The sequence below is a fragment of the Gemmatimonas sp. genome (genome assembly GCF_044344655.1).
Classification (GTDB): domain Bacteria; phylum Gemmatimonadota; class Gemmatimonadetes; order Gemmatimonadales; family Gemmatimonadaceae; genus Gemmatimonas.
In genome coordinates this window covers 88362-102950 of the sequence record NZ_JBIJCN010000003.1, presented here as the reverse complement: position 1 = coordinate 102950, position 14589 = coordinate 88362, and the positions used below count along the sequence as shown (strand labels likewise).

Annotated in this window: 12 protein-coding genes; 3 read left to right on the top strand and 9 right to left on the bottom strand. The window is 66.9% G+C overall.

Annotation, left to right across the window (positions count from 1 at the left end):
- Positions 1 to 23: 23 nt before the first annotated feature.
- The 5 genes from ACIQ51_RS02245 to ACIQ51_RS02225 all read right to left on the bottom strand — a co-directional run bounded on the left by ACIQ51_RS02245 (position 24) and on the right by ACIQ51_RS02225 (position 6689).
- Positions 24 to 677, bottom strand: coding sequence for a Spy/CpxP family protein refolding chaperone (locus tag ACIQ51_RS02245; RefSeq protein WP_396203377.1), 654 nt, complete (start codon positions 675 to 677; stop codon positions 24 to 26).
- Positions 678 to 822: 145 nt separating this feature from the next.
- Positions 823 to 2703 (bottom strand): sodium:solute symporter family protein, encoded by a 1881-nt coding sequence (locus tag ACIQ51_RS02240; protein ID WP_396203376.1) that lies wholly within the window; start codon positions 2701 to 2703, stop codon positions 823 to 825.
- Positions 2704 to 2856: 153 nt separating this feature from the next.
- Positions 2857 to 5079, bottom strand: a complete 2223-nt coding sequence (locus ACIQ51_RS02235; protein ID WP_396203375.1) for a NosD domain-containing protein — start codon at positions 5077 to 5079, stop codon at positions 2857 to 2859.
- Positions 5019 to 5489, bottom strand: coding sequence for a methyltransferase family protein (locus ACIQ51_RS02230; protein WP_396203374.1), 471 nt, complete (start codon positions 5487 to 5489; stop codon positions 5019 to 5021). The genes ACIQ51_RS02235 and ACIQ51_RS02230 overlap by 61 nt, the downstream gene beginning before the upstream one ends.
- 18 nt (positions 5490 to 5507) lie before the next feature.
- The gene (locus ACIQ51_RS02225; RefSeq protein WP_396203373.1) at positions 5508 to 6689 is read right to left on the bottom strand and encodes a hypothetical protein; all 1182 of its coding nucleotides are present in this window, start codon (positions 6687 to 6689) and stop codon (positions 5508 to 5510) included.
- Positions 6690 to 6761: 72 nt separating this feature from the next.
- On the opposite strand from ACIQ51_RS02225, the gene ACIQ51_RS02220 reads away from it, so the two are divergent.
- Entirely contained in the window at positions 6762 to 8300 is a 1539-nt protein-coding gene (locus ACIQ51_RS02220; RefSeq protein WP_396203372.1) for an alkaline phosphatase D family protein, read from the top strand.
- A 13-nt stretch (positions 8301 to 8313) separates the two neighbouring features.
- Here the strand turns inward: ACIQ51_RS02220 and ACIQ51_RS02215 are convergent, their stop codons facing one another.
- The 4 genes from ACIQ51_RS02215 to ACIQ51_RS02200 are packed head-to-tail and all read right to left on the bottom strand — an operon-like array spanning position 8314 to position 12835.
- Complete coding sequence (locus ACIQ51_RS02215) at positions 8314 to 10128, bottom strand: cation:proton antiporter (protein WP_396203371.1); 1815 nt, start codon at positions 10126 to 10128, stop codon at positions 8314 to 8316.
- Positions 10129 to 10162: 34 nt separating this feature from the next.
- Entirely contained in the window at positions 10163 to 11179 is a 1017-nt protein-coding gene (locus tag ACIQ51_RS02210) for a DUF2891 domain-containing protein (RefSeq protein WP_396203370.1), read from the bottom strand.
- A 7-nt stretch (positions 11180 to 11186) separates the two neighbouring features.
- Entirely contained in the window at positions 11187 to 12137 is a 951-nt protein-coding gene (locus tag ACIQ51_RS02205; RefSeq protein WP_396203369.1) for a DUF979 domain-containing protein, read from the bottom strand.
- Complete coding sequence (locus ACIQ51_RS02200; RefSeq protein ID WP_396203415.1) at positions 12134 to 12835, bottom strand: DUF969 domain-containing protein; 702 nt, start codon at positions 12833 to 12835, stop codon at positions 12134 to 12136. The genes ACIQ51_RS02205 and ACIQ51_RS02200 overlap by 4 nt, the downstream gene beginning before the upstream one ends.
- A gap of 190 nt (positions 12836 to 13025) precedes the next feature.
- Between ACIQ51_RS02200 and ACIQ51_RS02195 the strand changes: the two genes are divergently transcribed.
- Both ACIQ51_RS02195 and ACIQ51_RS02190 read left to right on the top strand, forming a co-directional pair.
- On the top strand, positions 13026 to 13973 hold the full coding sequence (locus ACIQ51_RS02195) for a ChaN family lipoprotein (protein WP_396203368.1): 948 nt from the start codon (positions 13026 to 13028) through the stop codon (positions 13971 to 13973).
- 77 nt (positions 13974 to 14050) lie between these two features.
- On the top strand, positions 14051 to 14536 hold the full coding sequence (locus ACIQ51_RS02190; protein ID WP_396203367.1) for a hypothetical protein: 486 nt from the start codon (positions 14051 to 14053) through the stop codon (positions 14534 to 14536).
- Positions 14537 to 14589: the final 53 nt, after the last annotated feature.

The following is a 14589-nucleotide window of genomic DNA, read 5'->3' as shown; positions in this document are numbered from 1 at the left end:
CGGGGGCGTGCCGCCCTCGGCCGTTACGATGCGCCGCCCGGACCGAGCGGGCGCTGCGGGCCGCCGCGGCGGACGCCCCGCCCGCCCGCGCGCCCGTTATTGCGCATCGTGCCGCGCATCTTGTCGCGCGCCTCTCCGCGCATCGCCTTCCGCATGTTGTCGAGCGTGGTCCGCTGCTCGGCGTTGAGGACCGCGCGCGCGTCCTGACGCAGCTTGAGCCCCCCGATCACGCGCTCGTTGCGAAGGGCACTCATGCGGTCGAGGGCCGCACGCGCCTTCGTGAGATTCCCGTCGCCCTGCATGGCGTCCATCAGATCAGCGCGCGCACGAAGCAGATCCGACGCGTTCGACTTCGGGGCCGCCACGCTCTGCAGCGCCTCCAGCTTCTTCACCTGATCGTCCGTGAGCGACAGGGCCGTGCGCAGACGGAGGAGCATGGCCGCCGGATTGCCGCGGGCGCCACGCCCCGGCCGTTCGCCGCGCTCACCCATGACGCCCGGCGGCCCGCCGGGACCGCCAGGACCACGTCGCGGCATCATGCCGCCGGGGGCACTCCCGCGCTGACCGACGGGTGGGCGCGGCCCCTGCCCACCCGCACCCTGCGCTTCGGCAGCCGACGCGAGGGTCAGCCCGACGATCGTGGCGGCCATCAGGAACTGGGAACGGCTATGTGTCATGGGATCCTTTCCGGTCGAGGGGTACGGTCGCCCATCCGGCGCCCGCTTCACCTCATTGGACGAGGCTCCGCCCCCGATGTTAAGGCGTCGCCGACGGCGCGGCCCTCGTGCTCGAGGCAAACGCCACCCGGCGTCTCGCGATGGATCAACCGTTGCTGTTGGCCCATAGGCGTCGCGTCACGCCGAGCAGCACCCCACCGCTCACGACCAGCACGGCGGTAAGGATCCACGCATCGGCCACACGTGACGGATCGCCCGCTGCGTAGAGGAAGTTGCCGATCGCGAACAGCGATGACCAGATCACAAGGCAGCCTGCCACCCACCCGAGCAGCGAGGTGCCCACACGGTTCTCCCGTGCGACCTCGGCGTCACTCACACCGGCCTCGGCGCGCTGCAGGCGCCAGCCGGGCCCAGCCGGCTTCACCTTCCGCACGAACGCCACGAGGGTGGTGCGGTCCGTGGCCGGCCCCACGAACGCGGTCACGAGCCACGCCAGCGTGGTGATGCCCACCTGCACGATCGTGGTCATGGCGAAACCGGCATCCGGTATGAGTTGCGGTACCGCCAGGCTGGTGACGAGCGACATCACCATGGCCACAATCTCGCACCACGCCGACACGCGCCACCAGAACCAGCGGGCCATGTACAGGAGACCGGTGCCGGCACCGATGGACAGCAGCACCTGAAAGGCCTGCTGCGCGGAGCTCATGGTAAGGCTGAGCAGAGCCGCCACCACGTAGAGCAGCACCGTACACCACCGCCCCGCATTCACGTAGTGCGATTCCGTGGCATCGGTACGCACGAAACGGCGGTAGAAGTCGTGCACCAGATATGACGAGCCCCAGTTGAGGTGCGTGAGGATCGTCGAGGAATTGGCGGCGATGAGACCACCGATCATCAGCCCCACGAAGCCGACCGGCAGGAACTTCAGCATCGCCGGAAAGGCGGAGTCGTGACCGATCAGGGAGCGATCCGCCATGGGAAAGGCGGCCTGAATGCTGGCCAAGTCGGGGTAGACGATGATCGAGCAGAGGGCGGTGATGATCCACGGCCATGGGCGCAGCACGTAATGCGCCACGTTGAAGAAGAGCGTGCCGCCGAGCGAGTCCTTTTCTGACTTTGACGCGAGCATGCGCTGCGCGATGTACGACCCACCGCCCGGCTCCGCACCCGGATACCAATTGGCCCACCAGCTCACGGCGATCGGCAGAATGAACACCATCAGCGCCAATTCCGACATGCTGAAGTTGGGGAGCATGTCCAGGATGGGCTGCCCCGAGCCGTCGGCGACCGACATGACCGGCTGCGCATCGCCGGCCCCCTGCACCACCTGCTGCGTGGAGAGCTTCTCGATCAGCAGCGTGAGTCCCGTCCAGCCGCTGGCGTCGTTGCCAAGCCGGCGTCCCACCTCGACGAGCGAGAACCACGCGGCCGCGAACACGGCCGTCATCTTGATGAAAAACTGGATCATGTCGATGACGAGCACGCCCCAGAGACCGGAGTGTGCCGCGAACACCACATTGAGCACACCCGTGAGCAGGATCGTCTGCCACGGGGCAAGCCCGAAGAGGATGTTGGCAATCTTGCAGGCCGCAAGCGTCACCATTCCCATGATGAAGCAGTTGAAGAACAGCCCAAGGTACAGGGCGCGGAAGCCGCGCACCCACGAGGCCTCACGCCCGGAATAGCGGAGTTCGTAGAACTCGAGATCAGTGAGGACCCCGGAGCGGCGCCACAGGCGCGCGAAGAGAAAGACGGTGGCCACGCCGGTGAGCACGAACGCCCACCACTGCCAGTTGCCCGCCACACCATACCGTCGCACCTGCTCGGTGACCCAGTTGGGGGTGTCCGAGGAGAAGGTCGTCGCCACCATCGACAGGCCGGCGAGCCACCAAGGCACCGACCGGCCCGAGGCAAAGAACTCGGTGGTGCTGGCTCCTGAGCGCTTAGCGAGAAAGAGCGCGGGCACGAAGCACACGAGGATGGATGCCGCCACGATGACCCAATCGATCCAGGAAATGGTCATGCGCGCCGTCCGGGGAGGAGAGACAGGAAGGGAAGGTCCATGAAGCGGGAATGTGGGGGGCGGTTCGCTCTGGAGCAACGCGTGCGCCGGTATTGGCGCGCAGCCGCTCCCGGCGGCTCGCAGCGCGCCGGCGGTGGCGGTAGCCCCTGACCGTCAGTGCGGCCCGGCAGAGCCGTCGCTCCGCCGCACCAGTCCCTTGAGGAAGTCCAGCCGGAATTCCACCCAACCGGTCACCTGCACGTACTGCACACGCACCCTGTGAGACCCGCCGCGCAGCTCAGCGTAGGCCGGTGCGGTTTCGTGGGGGGCGAAGTGGTCGATCACGAGCCGATCGTCGACCCAGACGCGCACCGCGTCGTCGCTGAGGGTGCGCAGCGTGTACTGACCGGGCGGCAATTCGATGCGACTCTCTGCTTCGACCGCAAAGCGCGACATGGGAATGCCCGCCTCGCGTGGGCGTGACCAGAAGAGATCGAGACGCGGAACCGTGCGCGTGAGCAGCGGGGCCTCGTTCAGCAGGGCCGCGAATGCCTCCGGCCTGGTGAACGGGTCCGTGCTGTCGGCATAGGCGAAGAACCGCTGCGTCCACTCCTGCGCCGGCTCCCAGTGCGCATACGCGAAGCGGACCGGCATACCACGCCCCACACGCCGGCCGTTGCGGAGCACGACGGCCTCGCCGCGATACTCCAGCTGCAGGCGCCAGTCGCCACGGTGGGCCACCGCCGGCTCCACCGTGATGGTGTCGCCGGTGCGTCCGCGCCCCGCGGAAAGACGCGCGATGCCGCGCTGTGCAATCACGCGCCATTGTCCGACCGGTCCCAATACCCTGAGGCGCAAGGGCGCGGCGCGGGTGCTGTCGAGTGGCCAGAGTCGCGGGGATTGCCAGTCGTACGGCCCCCATTCGTCCACCACGATGGCCTGACGGTTGCGGGTGGCGTTCCCAGCGGCAGGCCAGCGCAGCGGCGCAGCGGGAATGTCCGGGACGCGCCACCAAGCCGTCGTGGGAACGATGCGCGCCGGGTCACAGCTGCTGTCGGGACGCACCATCACCACCTGATTGCGCGCGCTGTCCAGCGCACTGGTGTTGGCAATGCGCCACGGTTGTAACACCGCCTCAAACCGGTTCTCCACAATGCGCCAGTTTCGGCTTCGCGTATCGCGGTGCCTCGGATAACCCCAGTCACTCGGCTCGATCGAATCGGCCCAGAGACGAATGCCGAGCGTGTCGCCGCTGAAGTGGTTGCCGCCCACGACATTGTCTTGCCCGTGCTCGATTGCCACCGCGATGCGGTTGTTCGAAAAGCAATTGCCCACGATGCGCGTGCCATAGCTGTAGCCGCCCCACAAGCCGTGCGTGCTCCCCTCGATGCGATTGCCGATGAACTGGTTACGACTGAACGTGGCTTCGATGCCGTTGGTGGGCGCGAAGCTGAAGTCGTTCATGAGGAACAGGTTGTCGTTGGATCCCCCCTGCCCCGTGTCCATCGTGTGCTGCCCGGCCCACAGAAACAGCCCGTCGCCACTGTGGGTCATGCTGTTGTACGCCACCACGTTGTGCATGCACTGCTCGAACATGAGCAGGGCGGCGGAGTCCTGCCCTCGCTGATAGAAGCCGTGCGATGAACCACGCACGTTGTAATCCACGCGATTGTTCACGATGCGGTGCCAACTGGCGCGGTACATGCCGATACCGAGACCGGAGTTGTACGAAAAGTCGTTGTCGCGTACGTCGAGCGAGTCGCTGTGCGACAGCAGCAGCCCGTTCATGCCCTGCCGCACCGTAGTGCCGGTAATGCGGCCGCCACGCACGCCGCGCAAATAGACCCCGGCGCCGAACCGCAGCCACTGATCGTCCTCGTTCTTGTGATACGAGAGCCAGTCATTGAGACTCTCGTGTTCGACGAGACTGAATAGCCGTGGCTTCCAGCCATAACTGAGATCATTCCGCTCGAGCACCAGGTCGCGCACCTGGCGCGCGAGAATGCCGACCTTGTAGCCGCGGGCAACGAGCCCGTGCAGACGCACGTTGCGGCCGCCGTCGATGCGCACGGCGGTCCCGCGCGCCGCGTCGGGAGCGCTATCGGTGGGCGTGCCCACCAGCACCACACCGCGCATGTCGACGGTGATGTCGCGACCTCGCACGGTGATCAGGGCGGAATCGAGTGAGGCGGAGGCACGCAACCGGTACACGCCTGGCCGCACCTTCACGCTCGACGTGATCACCAGCCCTGGGCGTGGGGTGACCACTGGTACTGGCTGCGCCTTGAGCGGGAGACCGGCACCGAAGATCATGCCGGCGATCAGGAGCCGACGGATCAGATCCAACGGCGCACCCTCGCGCAATACGCGGCGTACTCCTGCGGAAATCGCTGCCATAAGTGACGCTCCTCACGGGCGATCACGTGCACGTGGAGCACGACGAGTACGATGGGGAATTGGACCAGCGCGCCAAGCGAATGCAGGATCAGCACACCACCGGCATAGAACACGGACATGCCGAGGTACATGGGGTTGCGCGTGAACGCGTAGATGCCGGAATCGACGACCAGCTTCGCCGGTCGATTCGGATAGATCGCCGTCCGGAATCGCCGAAAGGTGAGGATACCCGTGTACACGATGGCGAGCCCCAGCACCCCGAGCAGCGCGCCGACCACCTCGACAGCAGGGGTCGCAGGCCACAACGGCGGGAGCTGGCCGTATCGATCGATCATCACGCCCGTGCCAAGCCCCGCCACAAACAGCAGCGGTGGGGGAAAGCGCACCGCCGGTCCCAGATCCTTGGTCATCCGGGCAAAGCTACCGTGTCAGTCCCCGGGCAGCATCACCCAGAGCGCGGTCCGCCCCACGTTGCAATGCACGACCCGTGAGATGGGCGTGAGTGCACCCCAGCTCATCCACAGTGCCTGCCGCGCCAGATTGTGCGCGTGCCAAAGGCGAAGGCCACCGGCCGCATCCTGATCCAGTCGCGCCAAGCGATTGGAGCGTGCGGGCACCGGATGGAAGATGCGCTCCACGTTGGGGGTACGGGTGGGCTCGTCATCCTGCCACTTGTCCAGCAGTTCGATGCTCGTGCGGAGTGCCGCGTCGCCCTGCGTGCGACGGACGGCATCGTCGGTGGCATAGACCGCGGCGCGCGAGGGGGTGGGGAGCAACAGGACACCGGCGAAGGCCCAAAGCGTCATGCCGGCCATGAGGGTGACCACCCCCGCCGCCGTGGCCGGTGTGGTACCCGTGACCTGCTGCACGACCACGAAGCCGATGGTGTTCCAGAGCAGGGCGCCGAGCACCCCCCGCAGATGTGCGCCGCTGTCGGCCACCGCCTTGCGACGCGCCAGTTGTGCCGCAAGTACCCTTACCGGCAGGGTGCCCCAGCGCATCGGCACCAGCAGGGTGCGCGGCCAGAGGCTGCTCCATCCCCCCACGAAGCCTTCGTCTGGGGAGTCCACCACGCGCAGCTGCTCCACACGAAGCCCCGCCAGCTCGGCGGCCTGCACGAAGGTGGCGCTGGGCGGATGCGGAGTGAGCGGCGCGACCAGACGAGCCATGCGTCCGCGAAAGGCCGCCAGCAGTAGCTGCACCACCACGAACACGGCCACGGTCGCGAGACCGCCGACCGTACGTGCCGTGACCATGAGCGCCACGGCGGCAAGCATCCACACCAGCCACTGCAGCGCCGCGCCACGGAGCCAACGGAACAACCAGTACTGCGCATGACCCTTCCGACGCACCACCCATGCGCCGCCCATCAGGTCGAACAGAAAGAAGAGGGCCGCCACCATGGCGAAGAAGATCCCAAGGGCGAAGAGCGAGCGCCCCAACGAGTACTCGGCGCTGACCGAGAAGCCGGCCGTTGGAATATCGAAGGCCAACAGACAGACGGCGGCCAGGACCGCCGTCCCCACCCCGCTGATGCCGAGGGAGAGACGCGCGCGGGCGTACGACAGGCGGCCAGGACCGGCGCCACGGGGAAACGAAGGAGAAGTCATGGGCCTGTAACGCACCGGTGCCGATTTTGGTTTTCGACTCGCGTTTTCGTCCGTCGGGCGTAGGCTATGGGCATGGACCGCCGACTCTTTGTCTCCGATCTCGCGCGCTATGCCGCGCTCTGTGCCGCCGTGCCCAACGTGTGGCGTGTGACCTCCCGTCCCCGGTTTGCCGACGACCCGTTTCAGCTCGGCGTCGCCTCTGGCGATCCGACCCCGACCGGCGGCGTGTTGTGGACGCGCCTCGCCCCCCGTCCCTTCGAGCCGGATGGCGGCATGGACGGATTGCGCACCACCGTGGACTGGGAAGTTGCCGACGACGAGGCGTTCAGGACGATCGTGAAGAAGGGGCGCGCCACCGCCGCCCCCGAGCTGGCGTTCAGCGTGCACGTGGAGCTCGAAGGGCTGCAGCCGGACCGCTGGTACTTCTACCGGTTCATGAGCGGTGGCGCGACGAGCAAGACGGGACGCTTCCGTACCGCGCCGGCCGACGGCGCCATGTCACCGCTCGCCTTCGCCTTCGCCAGCTGCCAGCACTGGGAGCAGGGGCTCTTCACCGCCTTCGATCACCTGTCCCGTGAGGAGATCGACCTCGGTGTGCATCTGGGGGACTACATCTACGAGTACGCCGGCAATACCCGGAGCGTGCGCACACATCAGGGGCTCGAGATCCGTACGCTCGACGACTATCGCCGGCGCTACGCACAGTACAAGAGCGATCCGATGCTGCAAGCTGCGCATGCGCGCTGCCCGTGGGTGGTCACGTGGGACGACCACGAGGTGGATAACAACTACGCAGGACTGGTCGGCGAGAACGGCATGGAGAGCACCGACCAGATGCGGGCGCGTCGCGCGGCGGCGTATCAGGGGTGGTGGGAGCACCAGCCGGTACGGGTGCCGCGCGTGCAGTCATGGGCGGACCTCACGATCACGCGTTCGGTAAACTGGGGGGCACTGGCACGCTTCTGGGTGCTCGACACGCGGCAGTACCGCGATGACCAGGCGTGCAACGACGGCACGCAGGCGCCATGCGCCGAGTGGAGCGATCCGCGACGCGGCCTCCTTGGCGCACCGCAGGAGGAGTGGCTGGTAAAGGGGCTTGGCGCCTCGCGCGCACACTGGCAGGTGCTGGCGCAGCAGATCATGATGGCCCCGTACGATGCGGCCGAAGGCGATGCCATTCGTACCTCGATGGACCAGTGGAGCGGCTATCCGGTCGCCCGTGACCGACTGCTGGGCGAGGTGGCCAAGCGTGCCCCCAACCGCACCGTGGTGCTCACCGGCGACATTCACAGCAACTGGGTGAATGATCTGCGCAGCGATTTCTCACGCCCCGATCGGCCGGTCGTGGGCGCAGAATTCGTAGGCACGAGCATCTCGAGTGGCGGGAACGGCGGCGACGTACCGGCAGCACGCCTCGACGACATGCGCCGTGAGAACCCGCACCTGCATTGGTACCAGAACCGTCGCGGCTACGTACGCTGCACGGTGAACCGTGACGTGTGGACCGCCGACTACCGCACCGTACCATTCGTGGATAAGCCTGGGGCGCCGATCGAGACCGCTTCCACGTGGCGAGTGACGCATGGGAAAGCGGGGATCGAAAAGGCGTAGCCGCGAGCCGCGATCACGAGTGCTCCGGCGCCACCGCAGTCGGGGGGTCGCCGGACATGATCGAGCTGAACTCGCGCGTGGACATGCGGGTGCCACCGCGGAGACTGGCGATCACGTCGTCGGCACGGTCGTCGTCGCAGCCAGCGGCGCGCAGGCTGTGGTACGCCATACCGAAGGCCAGTTCGCGCTCCCCCATGAGCGCCTTGCTCACGCCAAGCTGCTCGAAGAATGCCTGCTCGGTGTCGGCATGCGTGCGCACGATGATGTCGATGTGTGGGTTGCGTGCGCGGGCCAGTTCAATCACGTGGCGGGCGTGATAGGGATCGGGGGTGGCGATCACGAGCAGCCGCGCGAATTCAGGGCGTGCGTAATCGAGGATGCCGGGGCGCGTGGCATCACCGTACACGGCCGTCACGCCGAGCGTGCGCATGGCTTCCACCACGCGGCGATCCTGCTCGATCGCGATGAACGGCACACCCACGCGCACGAAGGCTTCGCCGATGGTGCGCCCCACCCGACCGTAGCCAATCAGGATGGCGTGGTTGGCAGGGGTGGCCATCCACAGGTCGGTCGTGACTAAACGCGGCGCCTTCAGTCGCTCGAGGCGATCGAGCAGTCGCGGATGACGCGAGATCCACGTAGCCAGCCGGTCCATCCCCCAGAAGAGCGCCGGATTGAGCACGATGGTGCACAGTGCCGACGCGAGAATGAGGCTGCGCCCCTCGTTCGAGAGCACGCCAAGCGAGACGCCAAGCCCCGCGAGGATGAACGAAAATTCGCCGATCTGGCCAAGACTGGCAGCGAGCCGCAGCGAAGCGCCGAGCGGATGCCTGAGCATGACCAAGAGCGCAGCAGACACCAAGGAGTTGCCCACGATGATCACGCCGATCGTGGCCAGCACCTTGAGTGGCTGCTGCAGCAGGATCGACGGCTCGATCAGCATACCTGCCGACACGAAGAAAAGGACAGCGAACGCGTCCTGCATGGGGAGAGCGTCGGCGCCAGCGCGATAGCTGAGGTCCGACTCACTGATCACCACGCCGGCCAGGAAAGCACCGAGGGCAAACGATACGCCGAACAGTGCCGCAGCGCCCACGGCGACGCCCAGCGAGACCGCCAGCACCGCGAGCGTGAACAGTTCTCGCGAGCCGGTACGCGCCACATGCGTGAGCAGCCACGGCACGACGCGGCGTCCGACCACCCCCATAAGCACGATGAATGCGGCCACCTTGAGGAAGGTGACACCGAGGACCTTGCCGAGGGCCACCGCATCCACCGCCCCTCCTCCGGTCGTCGTGCTGCCAAGCGCCTCGAGCACGGCGGGGAGCAGCACCAGGGCGATGACTACAGCCAGGTCTTCCACGACCAGCCAGCCCACCGCAATGCGGCCATCGACGGAGTCGAGTGACCCGCGGTCCTCGAGAACCCGGAGGACAATGACGGTGGAGGCCACCGAGAGCGAAAGCCCAAACACCACCGCCGCACCAGCAGACCAGCCCCAGGAGATCGCGAGCGCGGTACCCAACGACAGCGCCACCACCATCTGCGCGACGGCGCCCGGGAGCGCGATGCGGCGTACGCGACGCAGATCACCCGGTGAAAAGTGCAGCCCCACGCCGAACATCAGCAGAACGACACCGATTTCAGCCAGCTGGCTCGCGATCGATCCATCGACCACGAGCCCCGGTGAGTTGGGGCCCAGCGCGATGCCCGCCAGCAGGTACCCTACCAGCGGCGGCATGCGGAGCTTGGTGGCCACGAAACCAAAGACGAACGCCGCAGCAAAGGCGCCGGCCAAGGTGACGAGGAGCGCGGTCTCGGGGTGCATACCCTAAACTACCGTTCCAGCGTCCGCGTGAAGCTCAGCCCGCCTGAAGCGCCAGCAGCGCGAAGGTCGCCAACCAATGCTCACCCATGTAGTCACCAGCCACGTGGGGCAGGCTGGCGTCGAGATGCCGCGCCGCAGCCGCACGGGCAATGGCGCGGCGCGGATCCGCGTCGGCCATCTCACGCGCCAGCGACCGCCAGCACCAGGCCCGGGACAGGTTGAGTCCGTCGAGATGCGCGATCTTGCCGTCCGTGCGATCGCTCACATGTGCCGGGGTGACGAGCGTTGACGGCTCCCCGTGCGCCAGACGGGGCAGGAATCCGCTGAGCCAGACAGAAAACTCCGGCGCGTCGAGTACCAGACGCATGCATTCCGCCTCGATGAGCGCCGATGACAGAAAATCGTCCCCGCCGGGCTCCCAGGCCTGGCAGTCCCGGTCGCCCGCATACCAGCGCACCGCCGCTTCGCGGAGCGAGGCAGAAAGCGCGAGGTCGCCTGCCGCGTCGGCGTACTCGACGGCCAGGCGCACGGCGAATGCGGTGTTGAAGTGGGTGCCCACCCGGATCGGATACGTGGCGCGCGGCAGGAAGCTCCGGAAGCGCCCAGCGAACACGTCGGCGAGCGGCTGAAGGGCGCGCGACCAACGCGTTGCATCGGGATGGCGCGACAGCTCCGCCTGTAGCATCAGTAGCCACGCCCATCCGTACGGCCGCTCGAACCCGGCGCGCGAAGGATGGGCGGCATACGCCACCTCCGCGCTCACCTTGTCTGCTGTGAACTGCGCGTCGAACAACGCCACGATCTCCCCGCGCTCCGGCAAGGCGGGGACAAGGCGTGCGAGCGTGGCGAGCAACCAGTACCCATGCACGCACGAATGCCAGTCGAAGCTGCCATAGAACACCGGATGCAGTGCGGCCGGCCCCCGCACGTCGTGTGCATCGAGCAGCACGTGATCGAGCTTGCTGGGATACTCCCGCCGCACGTGCGACAGGGCGAGCCGCGCGAAATGCGACGCGACGGCAGGAGTGACGACGTGCAGGTCTGTGGCCATCAGGCGGTCACGGGAAGGCAAAGATCGCCATGAAGACGATGTTGGCGAGCAGCAGGGCAAGCGCCGTGGGTACCTGCGCACGGATCACGCCGTAGCGATCGGTGAGCTCGAGGAGCGCAGCCGGCACGATGTTGAAATTGGCGGCCATCGGTGTCATGAGAGTGCCGCAAAAACCCGAGAGCATCCCGATGGCGGTAACCACGACCACGTCCCCGCCGAACTGCTGGACCACGAGCGGCAAGCCTATCCCCGCGGTCATCACAGGGAATGCCGCAAAGGCATTGCCCATGATCATGGTGAACAGCGCCATGCCGATCGCGTACGCCGCGACGGCCGCCACGGGCGTGCCGAGGGGCAGATAGGTGGTGGCGAGCGCACTCACCACGTTCCCCACGCCAGCCGCGGCGAACAGCGCCCCCAGTGCGGCGAGCGACTGTGGCAAGACGGCCGCCCACCCCACGCTGTCCATGAGGCGGCGAGCCTCCACGATCGGGGCGCTCACCGGTGGGCGCAGCATGACCAGCCCGGTGAGCAACCCCAGCACCGTGGCCAGCCCCAGCGCAATCTGCGTGACCTGCTTCACATCCACGAGCGGCACGCCGCCGAGGGTGAGATCCTTCAGCAGGAGACTCCCCACAAACGTGGCGATCGGCACGACCAGCACCGGCACGAACAGTCGGCTCCCGAAACGGCGCGCCGACGCCGCACGCTGTTCGGCCGTCACCGCTTCCCGCGTCCCCTGCCCTAACCCGGCCGCCGCGGTGCCCACCATGATCAGCACCAGCACGCCATTGACGAAGTCGCCGAGGTACGATCCGGCGAAGAAGAGCACCGCGTACACGCCCCAGAACAGCGTGTTGCGCCAGCGGCGTGGGTTGCTCACGTCGCGGGCATTCACCACCGCGATGCCACCGGTGAGCAGGCCCATGAGCACGTAAATCACGTCGAGGGTGATCATGCGCGGGGCCCCCCATTGGACGCGTCGGCCTCGGCCGCCACCTCACGCGCAATCCGACGATCGAACCACAGCACGCGCGACCCGTGCACCACGAACGCCACGATTGCCGTGGGAATGGCCCAGCGCGCGAGCTGCAACGGTTCCACCATGATGCCGTTCTGTTCGAGGAAGCCGCGAATGAGCAGAATGGAGCCGATGGCCACGAATACATCTTCACCAAAGAACATGCCCACGTTGTCCACACCCGCGGCCATCGCCTTGATTCGCTCGCGCGTGGCGCGTGGCAGGTCACCGTGCGCGTTCTCCGCCGCCCCTTCGGCCATAGGCGCGACGAGCGGCCGCACCATCTGCGCATGACCGCCCAACGATACGAGGCCAAGCGCCGACGTGGCCTGTCGCAGGGCGAGGTAGACGAGTAGCACGCGTCCGGCCGTAGCGGCTTTGATGCCGCTGATCACGTCACGTGCGCGTTCCTTGAGCCCCGAGCGCTCGGCGAGCCCAATGACCGGCAAGGCCAGCCACACGATGGCGATGTAGCGACTGTCCACGAACGCCTTGCCGAAGGCGGCGACAACAGCCGGCAGCGATTGCCCGCTTGCGAGCCCTGTGGCGATACCGGCCAGAGTGACCACCAGCAGCGCATTGAGGCGAAACGCAAAGCCGAAGATGACGATCAGAATGCCGACGAGCGGCAACAGCGAGGGGGTGTCGGGCATGGCGACCACGATACGTCTTGGGAGCCTAGAGGGAAACACCGATGGCCAAAAGAGTGAACGGCGAACCGACGCCGGCGGCCATGATTCCGGGGAGGGGGTAATTTGAGCGGGGCGAATGGTGGTATTGTTCCTGGTTCCTATCGGCCACACGTATCCCTGCTCCCTCTTCCAAATGTCCCGCCGATCCGCTTCCTCACTGCTGCTGGGCGCCCTGTCGCTCCTCACCACGGCGTGCCTGCCGGGGGGCGGTCGCGCCTACACGACGGAGCGCGCGCCGGAACCGGCCTTGCGCATCTACGACAGCAAGGCGTCACGGTTCGTGAGCTTCCGCGAGTTCGCCAACGCCGTAGCCAAGGCGGACATGGTGTTCTTCGGCGAGCAGCACGACGATCCGGCCACCCACGCGGCGGAACACGCCGTGATGGCGGCACTCGGCGAGCGACGGGGGCATGTCGTAGTCACGCTCGAAATGTTCGAACGTGACGTGCAGCCGCTGCTCGATCAGTATCTCGGCGGGGTGATCGGCGAGAAGGAGTTCCTCGCGGGGGCCCGGCCATGGGATCGCTACACCACCGACTACCGCCCGATGGTGGAGCTGGCGCGGGTGCGCGGGTGGCCGGTCGTGGCAGCCAATGTGCCGCGCCGGCTCGCGAGCGCCGTGAGCCGTCGCGGCCTCGCCGTACTCGACACGATGAACGCGCGTGACCGCGGCTACGTGGCCAAGGTGAACGTCTGCCCCAAGGATGCCTACTACGAGAAGTTCGCCGCGACCATGACGGGGCACAGCGCCGGCGGCGGTCCGCCGACCGCGGCCGACCAGTCAGCAATGGCCCAGATGACGGATCGCTTCTACGAAGCACAGTGCCTGAAGGATGAGGCCATGGGCGAAGCGGTGGCCGATGCGTACGCGCGCGCGCCCAGGGGATCGGTGATCTTCCACGTGGATGGTGCGTTCCACAGCGACAGCCGCCTTGGCACCGTTGAACGGGCGCTGCGTCGCGCGCCCAAGGCGTCGAGCGTGGTGCTCACCGCCGTACCGGTTGCCGACCTCGGCAAGGCCAAGGGATCCGATCACGCAAGCAAGGCAGACTACGTGCTGTTCACGCGAGCACCCAAGTAGATCACAGGACGAGCGACACGAACGAGGCTCTGGTGCGCGAATATCGATTTCAGGCGACCGCCGAATCCATGGAAGCCATGCGCAAGTTGCGTGGGGCATGGCGCGGCATGGCAGTCTCCGAGCACGAAGTCACCGTCGTCCTGCGCGATGGCGTCACGGTACGGATCGGACTCGACGAAGCCGATGTGGAGGGACTCTTCGACGCGTATCGCATCCGCGCCGAGGTAGAAGCCAACACCGGCGTATACGGGGTGCCCGTCGAGGACTTCATCGACGGCAACAATGACATCGTGCTCTTCACCGGCGTCACCTGGAGCGAAGCGCACGGGATGATGAAGGCCGAAGGGATGTCGGAGCAGTCAACCATGTCCTTCTCGGGGCACCCGGGGCAACTGTCGGAAACGGCCGAGGTGGTGTGCATTACCACCGATGCATTCGTGGTCGCCAGCGGCGCGGGCCGCGGCATGCTCATTCGCACGGGGCTCAAGCCAGGATCGCTCGAGGTGGAGCGGAACCCCGACAAGGTGCGGGCATTCTTGCTGGAGCGCGGATACCGCGAGTGATGGCACGGCACGCCCGGGACGCGGACATCTCGAGGGCGTGGTGATGTCGGACC

Bases quoted from the DNA above. Each gene is read 5' to 3' on its own strand.
- ACIQ51_RS02245 (WP_396203377.1), bottom strand. From the start codon at position 677: ATGACACATAGCCGTTCCCAGTTCCTGATGGCCGCCACGATCGTCGGG.
- ACIQ51_RS02190 (WP_396203367.1), top strand. From the start codon at position 14,051: ATGCGCAAGTTGCGTGGGGCATGGCGCGGCATGGCAGTCTCCGAGCAC.
- ACIQ51_RS02215 (WP_396203371.1), bottom strand. From the start codon at position 10,128: ATGCACCCCGAGACCGCGCTCCTCGTCACCTTGGCCGGCGCCTTTGCT.
- ACIQ51_RS02195 (WP_396203368.1), top strand. From the start codon at position 13,026: ATGTCCCGCCGATCCGCTTCCTCACTGCTGCTGGGCGCCCTGTCGCTC.
- ACIQ51_RS02225 (WP_396203373.1), bottom strand. From the start codon at position 6,689: ATGACTTCTCCTTCGTTTCCCCGTGGCGCCGGTCCTGGCCGCCTGTCG.
- ACIQ51_RS02205 (WP_396203369.1), bottom strand. From the start codon at position 12,137: ATGATCACCCTCGACGTGATTTACGTGCTCATGGGCCTGCTCACCGGT.
- ACIQ51_RS02220 (WP_396203372.1), top strand. From the start codon at position 6,762: ATGGACCGCCGACTCTTTGTCTCCGATCTCGCGCGCTATGCCGCGCTC.
- ACIQ51_RS02210 (WP_396203370.1), bottom strand. From the start codon at position 11,179: ATGGCCACAGACCTGCACGTCGTCACTCCTGCCGTCGCGTCGCATTTC.
- ACIQ51_RS02235 (WP_396203375.1), bottom strand. From the start codon at position 5,079: ATGGCAGCGATTTCCGCAGGAGTACGCCGCGTATTGCGCGAGGGTGCG.
- ACIQ51_RS02230 (WP_396203374.1), bottom strand. From the start codon at position 5,489: ATGACCAAGGATCTGGGACCGGCGGTGCGCTTTCCCCCACCGCTGCTG.
- ACIQ51_RS02240 (WP_396203376.1), bottom strand. From the start codon at position 2,703: ATGACCATTTCCTGGATCGATTGGGTCATCGTGGCGGCATCCATCCTC.